Below are 4,126 nucleotides of genomic sequence, written 5' to 3' on the forward strand. Positions count from 1 at the left end.
CGAAGCGCAGGGTGGTGCCTTCGTGCATGGCCAGCTCGCCGCTGCCCAGGGCCCTGTTGTTGCGAACGGCAATGCGGCCTTCCTTGAGGTCGGTGCCGCCGCTGTAGGTGTTCTCGCCAGTCAGCGTCAAGGTGCCGGCACCGGTCTTGGCCAGGGCGCCCACGCCGCTGACGATGCCACTTGCCGTGAGATCGGCGTCAGTCTGCAGGGTGCCACCGCCGGCGTCGAGGACGATGCTTCGCGCGGTGGTGAAGGCACCCGTGGTACGCAGAGTGCCGCCATTGAAACTCAGGGCCCCCGAGGCCCTCCCCAGGTTGGCATCGGCCGAGACGGCCAGTGTCCCAGCGTCGATCTGGGTGCCTCCTCTGTACCTGTTGGTGCCCGTCAATGTGAGGGTGCCCGTGCCCGCCTTGACCAAGGTACCGTCGCCGCGAACGGTACCGCTGGCCGTGAGGTCGGCGTCGGTCTGCAAGGTGCCACCGTTGCCTTCGAGGTTGATGGTCCGCGCGGTGTCGAAGGCACCGGTGGTGCGCAAGGTGCCTCCATCGAGGGTCAAATCGCCCGTGGCGTTACCCAGGTTCTCATCCCTGGAAACAGACAGCGTGCCTTCCCGGACGTTGGTGCCTCCGGCGTAGGTGTTGGCGCCGGTGAGGGTCAAGGTGCCGGCGCCGGTTTTGAACAGACCGCCGTCCCCCCAAGCGTCGGCTCCCAAGATCCGGCCTGTGATGGTCAGATCGGCGTCGGTCTGGAAGGTGCCTCGGAAGTACCCGATGCCGATGGCACGCGCGATCGTGAAGGCAGCGGTATTGCGCAGGGTGCCGTCATCGAGGATCAGTGGGGCGGAGACGGCACCCAGATTCCTGTCCTCGGAGACTGACAGCATGCCCTCGTAGACCGAGGTGCCGCCGCTGTAGCTGTTTGCGCCGGAAAGGGTGAGCGTGCCGCTGCCCCACTTGGTCAGGTGGCCGCTGCCGTCTATGGCCTGGCGGACGGTACCCGGTCCCGACTGGTCAAAGGCCAAGGTGCCATTGTTGATGATGCCGCTGCCACTTCCCACGCCGGCCGCATCCGTTTCCAGGATCGCTCCGGCGTTGATCGTCGTCGTCCCGGTATAGGTGTTGGCTGCTCCGTAAATGACTCTGTTGGTGCCGGCGATGGTGACGCTGTCGCCACTGATGACGCCCGAGAGGGTCAGATAGCCGTCGCTGCTGATCGTGTTGGTGCCCCCCTGGGTCAAATGGATGTCGCTGAACACGCGGCTCAACGGCACGCTCGTGGGGCCGAGTGAGTTGCCATTGGCCAGCGTGCCTCCATTCAGGTCAATGGATTGCACCACCCCATACTGCCCATTCACGTCCAGGGTGCCGCCGCTGTTGACGATGACGGTGGCGGTGGATGCACCCAGCCCCGTGGGACCGTTGGCGTTGTCCAGACGCAGCGTGCCTGCGTTGATGGTGGTGACGCCGGTGTAGGAGTCGTTGTCTCTGGCCAGGGTCAGTGTTCCGGTGCCGACCTTGGTCAGTCCTCCGCTTCCTGAGATGTAGCCCTGGTACAGGGTGCTGCTGTTGTCGGCTCCGACCGTCAAGATTCCGGTACCCGAGGTACCCAAGGTCACGAAGCCATAGCCCGACAGGCTGCCGATGGTCTGGCTGTAGTTGTTCAGGTCCAGGGTGCCGATATCAATCGTCACCGCGCTGGCCGCGCTGAAGGTGTTCACGGCCCCGGCTTGCAGCGTGCCTTCGCTGATGGTCGTCGCTCCGGCGTAGGTGTTGGCACCGGTGAGGGTCACGGTGGTCCCAAACCCGCTCTTGGTCACGCTGCCGCTGCCGCTGATGGCCTGGCTGACCGTGCCGCTGCCGGCTTGCTGGTCGAGGATGAGGGTTCCGTTGTTGGCGATGCCGTTGCCGGCTCCTACGCCGGCAGCCTCGGTGGTGAGGGTGGCGCCGGCATGGATGGTGGTCGTTCCGGTGTAGGTGTTGGTGCCGCGGTAGTTGACCGAACCGCTGCCGGCGATGGTCACGCCGTCGCCGCTGATGGCGCCGGACAGGGTCAGGCTGGTGCCGCTGTTGCTGCTGATGGTGTTGACGGCTCCGGTGCCCAGGTCGAGCGCGCCTGTGAGGACGCCGTCTCCGGTGCTGTTGCTCAGGGTGCCGCCCCTCAAATTGACGCTGGTCCCTATCCCTTGCCCCCCCAGATCGAGCGTGGCATCGGCGTCCACGGTGGCGATGGCGCCGGCGCCTCCCAACGCGGCTGCATGGCCCAGAAGCAGCGTGCCTGCGCTGACCGTGGTCGATCCGATGTAAGCGCTGTTGTCGCCGGACAGCGTCCATGTGCCCGTCCCGGTCTTGTTCAGGCCGCCGCTTCCCGAGATCAAGCCGCTGAAGGTGGTGCTGCTGTTGTTGCCCCCGCTCGTGAGCGTGCCGCTGCCCAGGGTGAGGCTGCCCGATCCGGCCAGGCTGCCCACGGTCTGGTTGAAGTTGTTCAGGTCCAGAGTGGCATTGCTGTTGACGGTGACCGCGCTGCCGTTGCCGAAGGCGTTGTCGGCGATGCCGGCCCTCAAGGTGCCGGCGGTGACCGTGGTCGCCCCGGTGTAGCCGTTGGTGCCGGAGAGGGTCAGGGCGCCCGTCCCGGCCTTGTTCAGGCCACCGCTTCCCGAGATCGGGCCGCTGAAGGTGGTGCTGGTGTTGTTGCCCCCGCTCGTGAGGGTGCCGCTGCCCAGGGTGAGGCTGCCCGATCCCGCCAGGCTGCCCACGGTCTGGTCGAGGCTGTTCAGGTCCAGGGTGGTGCCGCTGTTGACGGTGAGGGCACTGCCGCTGCCGAAGGCGTTGGTGGCGATGCCGGCCCTCAAGATGCCTGCGTTGACCGTGGTCGCCCCGGTGTAGGTGTTGGCGCCGGAGAGGGTCAAAGTGCCGTCGCCGATCTTGGTCAGCGATCCCGCCCCGCTGACGGTGCCGGCGTAGGTGGCCGACACCGCGCTGTTGGCGTTGCCGCTGCCTTGATCGAAGACCACGCCGGGGGTGCTGGTGGGCGGCGCAGGCGCGAAGCTGATGTTGCCGGCGAAGGTGTTGGCATCGCCTTGCAGGGTGCCGTCGGCAATCGACCAGTTCTGGCCTGCGCCATTGGCCACCCCGCTGGTGCTGACCACGTTGCCGGTGAAGCTGTAGCCGGCCACCAGAGTGAGCCTGTTGTTGCCGCCGGACAGGTCGATGGCGTTCGCGCGCGTCGAGCCATCGCCGCCCAGGCCACCGCCGATGCTGCTGGCGTTGGTGATGCTGGCGTTGCCGGTCGCCACGATACCGGCGCCTCCGGCGGCAGTGTCACCGTAGCGAGAGCTCAAACCACCCGCACCGCCTTGGATGGCGCCGGCGTTCAGCACAGCACCGCCCCCCATCAGCACGACACCAGCGCCCCCGTCCCCACCGACCCGGCCCCCTTGGGCGCTCGGAAGCGAGCCACCCGCACCGCCTTGAATGGCGCCTGCGTTCTGCACAGTGCCACTCCCTGCAAGCACGACAACACCGGCACCGCCAATGCCGCTCAGGAAACCGGCACCACCCTTACCCCCTGCAATGGTGCCGATATTGATGTTGATGAGGTCACCGCCAGTGAGCGCGACCCCCATGCCGCCATCACCGCCGCGGCCGACGTCTCTGACTGGATCCCCCTCCCAAAACTCGGTTCCGCCGTTTCCCCCGTCCCCCCCAGACATGGAACCACTGTTCGTGAAGCTGAGCTGACCGCCAAGCAACGCTCCACCACCGCCAGCGCCGCCGCCGCCGAAGCCACCACCATCAAGGCCCTCCGCGCCGCCACCACTGCCGCCGCGGCCTCCATTGATTTGCGAAGAATTGCCTGCAAGGCCAGTGCCCGAGAAGACCAAGCCAAATCCGCCACCGCCGCCGCCGCCGCCGCCACCACCACCGAAATAGGTATAAAAATAGTCGTCGCCTGACAGGCCATCTCCGCCTGGCGTCCCGATCAGTGGGCTGGCATTGTTCCTTTGAGTGCTGCTCCCAACGCCCCCACCACTACCGCCCGCGCCGCCCATGCCGGAGGACATGGGCGCCGGTAAACCATCACCCCCCCTGCCACCGCTGCCGCCAATCCCCGTGGACAAACTGACGCC

General features: G+C 66.8%; 2 protein-coding genes. One reads left to right on the top strand and one right to left on the bottom strand.

Annotated elements, in window-relative coordinates:
• Window positions 1-3,292: beta strand repeat-containing protein (locus A8M77_RS34680; protein WP_192871722.1), on the bottom strand; the 3,292-nt coding region annotated here is incomplete at its 3' end.
• A gap of 174 nt (window positions 3,293-3,466) precedes the next feature.
• On the opposite strand from A8M77_RS34680, the gene A8M77_RS36355 reads away from it, so the two are divergent.
• The gene (locus tag A8M77_RS36355) at window positions 3,467-3,952 is read left to right on the top strand and encodes a hypothetical protein (RefSeq protein WP_158101062.1); all 486 of its coding nucleotides are present in this window, start codon (window positions 3,467-3,469) and stop codon (window positions 3,950-3,952) included.
• The last annotated feature ends 174 nt before the right edge of the window (window positions 3,953-4,126 follow it).

The sequence above is a fragment of the Variovorax sp. JS1663 genome (assembly GCF_002157355.1).
Lineage (GTDB): Bacteria > Pseudomonadota > Gammaproteobacteria > Burkholderiales > Burkholderiaceae_C > Variovorax.